This window comes from Magnetococcales bacterium, from assembly GCA_015231175.1.
In the GTDB taxonomy this organism is placed as follows: Bacteria; Pseudomonadota; Magnetococcia; order Magnetococcales; family DC0425bin3; genus HA3dbin3.
This window is the reverse complement of the sequence record JADGBZ010000155.1, coordinates 1-3,339: the sequence shown is the minus strand read 5'-3', so window position 1 is coordinate 3,339 and position 3,339 is coordinate 1. Positions and strand designations below refer to the sequence as shown.

At 60.5% G+C, this 3,339-nt stretch carries 3 protein-coding genes; all 3 read right to left on the bottom strand.

The genetic code is table 11. The features are described from left to right. Positions 1–65: 65 nt before the first annotated feature. From HQL63_16095 to nadA, 3 genes are read right to left on the bottom strand one after another with little or no spacing between them, the layout of a single operon-like run. Positions 66–1,589 (bottom strand): HD domain-containing protein, encoded by a 1,524-nt coding sequence (locus HQL63_16095; protein MBF0178344.1) that lies wholly within the window; start codon positions 1,587–1,589, stop codon positions 66–68. Beyond that, positions 1,586–2,023: an HD domain-containing protein gene (locus HQL63_16090; protein ID MBF0178343.1), complete on the bottom strand. Its 438-nt coding sequence runs from the start codon at positions 2,021–2,023 to the stop codon at positions 1,586–1,588. The genes HQL63_16095 and HQL63_16090 overlap by 4 nt, the downstream gene beginning before the upstream one ends. Before the next feature lie 5 nt (positions 2,024–2,028). Next, entirely contained in the window at positions 2,029–3,126 is a 1,098-nt protein-coding gene (gene nadA / locus HQL63_16085; protein MBF0178342.1) for a quinolinate synthase NadA, read from the bottom strand. Positions 3,127–3,339: the final 213 nt, after the last annotated feature.

Below are 3,339 nucleotides of genomic sequence, written 5' to 3'. Positions count from 1 at the left end.
GCGCTGCCCTGGACCCGCCAGGGAGCCAGCCCCCTGGACCCCGATGCGTTGCCGGTGCTGAATCATTACTCCCGAGGAACCTCAACAACCAGATCAGGGTGGCAAAAATCCCTCTTGAGCAGAGAGGCCACGGCGTGATCCCCCCGGGGATCGACAAACACCCGTACCAGACGACGGCGGTTGTGGCCATAAAAGCTGATATGGGTTGAGGCATCTTCCGCTGCCACAGCCTGGCTGGATCCGTCCAGGACAAAGACCGGATCCTGCAAATCGGCGGCATACTGCAAATGGGCGTAGGGGGTCCGTTCCACGCTGTCCACCCGCACCAGAAAGCGCAAAGGAATCTGGCGAGGCGCCCCCCCCTCGGGCCACTCAACGGGCAATGCCGTGTTGTCATGGGCGCGAAAAAACCGCTCCAGGGCATGGGCCGCTTCCGGGCTTTGGATCACGTCGGAGCGAATGGTCTGCCCCGAATCCCTGGGATCGACCGTGCACCAGTACAGACGACGATAGAGGGGTTTCCGATCCCGGAACAGCCGGCTCTTCCAGCGCAACTCTCCCCAGGGGAGCGGCGTCTCCGGCAAATGTTCGGCCCAATGGTTGACGGCATAATCCACGACAGCATCGTCGAGCGCCAGGAAGAGATCCAGGGGCAAAGGTTGCGCGCCCGGCTGCCGGACGGCGTCAAGAAACCGGACCAACTCCGAAGGCGTCCCCGGCGGATACTCCCCCAGCAGCTCCCGCCCCCAAACCAGAACGGCGAAGAGGTGCATGAGCAGGGAGTCCATGGCCCGGATCGTTTTGTGATGGTAGACCTGCCGGTACATGTTGTCGCGGGCTGCGATATAACTCTCCAGGGCGGTCGGCCCCCGGGTGATGTCCACGCACAGGCGTGGACTCCCCGCCACGGTACACAACCGCAGGCTGTGCAGGAGCCACTCCAGGTCATAACGCCCGTAGGCGACACCGGTAAAATAGGCGTCCCGCAACACGTAGTCCATCCGGTCGGCGTCCAGTTGGCTGGAGATCACCTGACGCCCGAAGTGGCGCGCCTCCTGGGGATGCAGACGCCCATCCTTCCCCCATACAGCCCGCAGGCCATGAAAGAAAGTCTCCTCGTCCAGGCCCAACCGGCAACAATGGCGGCTGATGATCGAGCGCACGGAACCTGGTTCTGCCACGATGCGCCACCCCAGGGCCTCGTGGTTGACGGCTGCGCCAAAAATGATCTCGAACAAGTGGGAGTAGGGTCCGTGGCCCACGTCATGGAGCAAGGCCGCCACCTTGACCTGCAAAGCCGCCACACGATCAATCGGTCCCGACTCCTGCCGCCCCAGGATGTGCAGGATGCGTTTGGCCAGGTGCATCACCCCGAGGGCATGGGAAAACCGGCTGTGCTCGGCGGTGGGATAGACGCGGGAAGCGGTGCCCAGTTGCCGGATGCGGCGCAGACGCTGCATCGGCGGCGCATCGATCAAATCCAGGATCAGGGCATCGCCCCATTCCACAGGATCATGGGCCGGGGAAGCGTGCTCCCGATCCAGTGAAATCATGTCGTGGATGGCGTCTCGAAACACCTTGCGAGTCATGAATCATGACCTGCCTGCAAAACCATCCACGCCCGTTGATAACGCGCCATGCGTTCCCAATCCTTGGGCAGGGGTTCGGTGGGAAAGCGGCGCAAATCCATGTTGTCATGCAGATCGGCCAACTTGACCCGGCGCGCCAGAGGATTCTTGGTTAATCGTGCGACATAGGATTCGTAGCTCTCCTCGGGCCGATGGGTCAGAAGATCGACAGCGGCGAGAATCTCCTCGGAAAAGCCATACTGGCGCAGATCATCCAGGGTGATCGGGGTGTCCTCGACGACATCGTGCAATACGGCAACGATGCGTTCCGCGTTGGAGGAGAGGCGCAGCATCAAGCGCAGGGGGTGGAGAATATATGGTTCACCCGTTTTGTCGGTCTGCCCCTGATGGGCCTGCAAAGCTATGGCAATGGCTTGTTCCAGAAACGTGGGCATAATCGTTACACCACAGCCAGCATGCGGTTGAGGGCGGTACGGGCTGCTGCGGCCTCCCGCTCTGGAACCGTGACCGGATTGACCACATGCCCCGCCAGCAGATTTTCCAACGTCCAACACAAATGCTGTGGGTCGATGCGAAACATGGTCGAGCACATGCAGATGGTCGGACACAAAAAATGGATCTCTTTGTCCGGCATTTCGTTTTTGAGCCGGTTGACCAGATTGAGTTCCGTCCCGATGGCCCATTTTGAACCGGAAGGCGCGGCCCGCACCACCGCCTGGATTTGTTCGGTCGAACCCAGATGGTCGGCCTGACGACACACCTCAAAGGAGCATTCAGGGTGGACGATGATCTGGATCCCCGGCGTCCGCTCGCGAAACATGGCCACATGGGCGAGGGTAAACATTTGATGGACGGAGCAGTACCCATGCCACAAAATCACCCTGGCCTGGCGCAGGGTGGCTGCCGTCAATCCGCCCAGCGGTCCGGCATCGGGATCCCAGACGACGATCTGTTCCAGGGGGATCCCCAATTTCCATGCGCTGATCCGTCCCAGGTGTTGATCGGGAAAAAACAGCACCTTTTCCCGTTGCGCAAAGGCCCATTGCAATATTTTCTCGGCATTGGACGAGGTGCAGACCGTACCGCCATGGTCACCACAAAAGGCTTTGAGGTCGGCGGTCGAGTTGACATAAGTCACGGGGGTAACGAGATTTTCGACCTCCATGACCCGTCCCATCTCCCGCCAGGCAGCCGCCACGGCGGGGAGGTCGGCCATGTCGGCCATGGAGCACCCGGCTGCCGGATCGGGCAAGATGGCCGTCTGCCCCGGACCGGAGAGAATATCGGCCACCTCGGCCATGAAATGCACCCCGCAGAAGACAATATAGCGTGCTTCCGGTCGTTGCGAGGCAAGGCGAGCCAGTTTCAGGGAGTCGCCGGTCAAATCAGCAAACCTGTAGACCTCCTCCCGTTGATAGTGGTGCCCCAGGATGACGCACTGCCGGCCAAGTTGTGTTTTGGCCTGCTGGATACGTTCATCCAAAACGGCTGTATCAAGAGCATAAAAGGGTTCCAGGAGAATCGGCGGCTCGGTCATTTTGGTTTCTCGCGCCCGGAATGGATTCTGGTCTCGGAGTGGCGAATCACTCTAGCAACCTATGGCACGAACGGAAAGAGGGATTGCAGCAAAATGTGGTGGTCTCCTGCGTTGCCATGGCGCTCATGCCGCAAATTGCCTGGAGGCCCGACACCGTTCACCACCCGGCCACGAATCGGGGTCCAGCAACTGTCTTGACTGTCAAGCAGTTTC

Bases quoted from the DNA above. Each gene is read 5' to 3' on its own strand.
- HQL63_16090 (MBF0178343.1), bottom strand. From the start codon at position 2,023: ATGCCCACGTTTCTGGAACAAGCCATTGCCATAGCTTTGCAGGCCCAT.
- nadA (MBF0178342.1), bottom strand. From the start codon at position 3,126: ATGACCGAGCCGCCGATTCTCCTGGAACCCTTTTATGCTCTTGATACA.
- HQL63_16095 (MBF0178344.1), bottom strand. From the start codon at position 1,589: ATGACTCGCAAGGTGTTTCGAGACGCCATCCACGACATGATTTCACTG.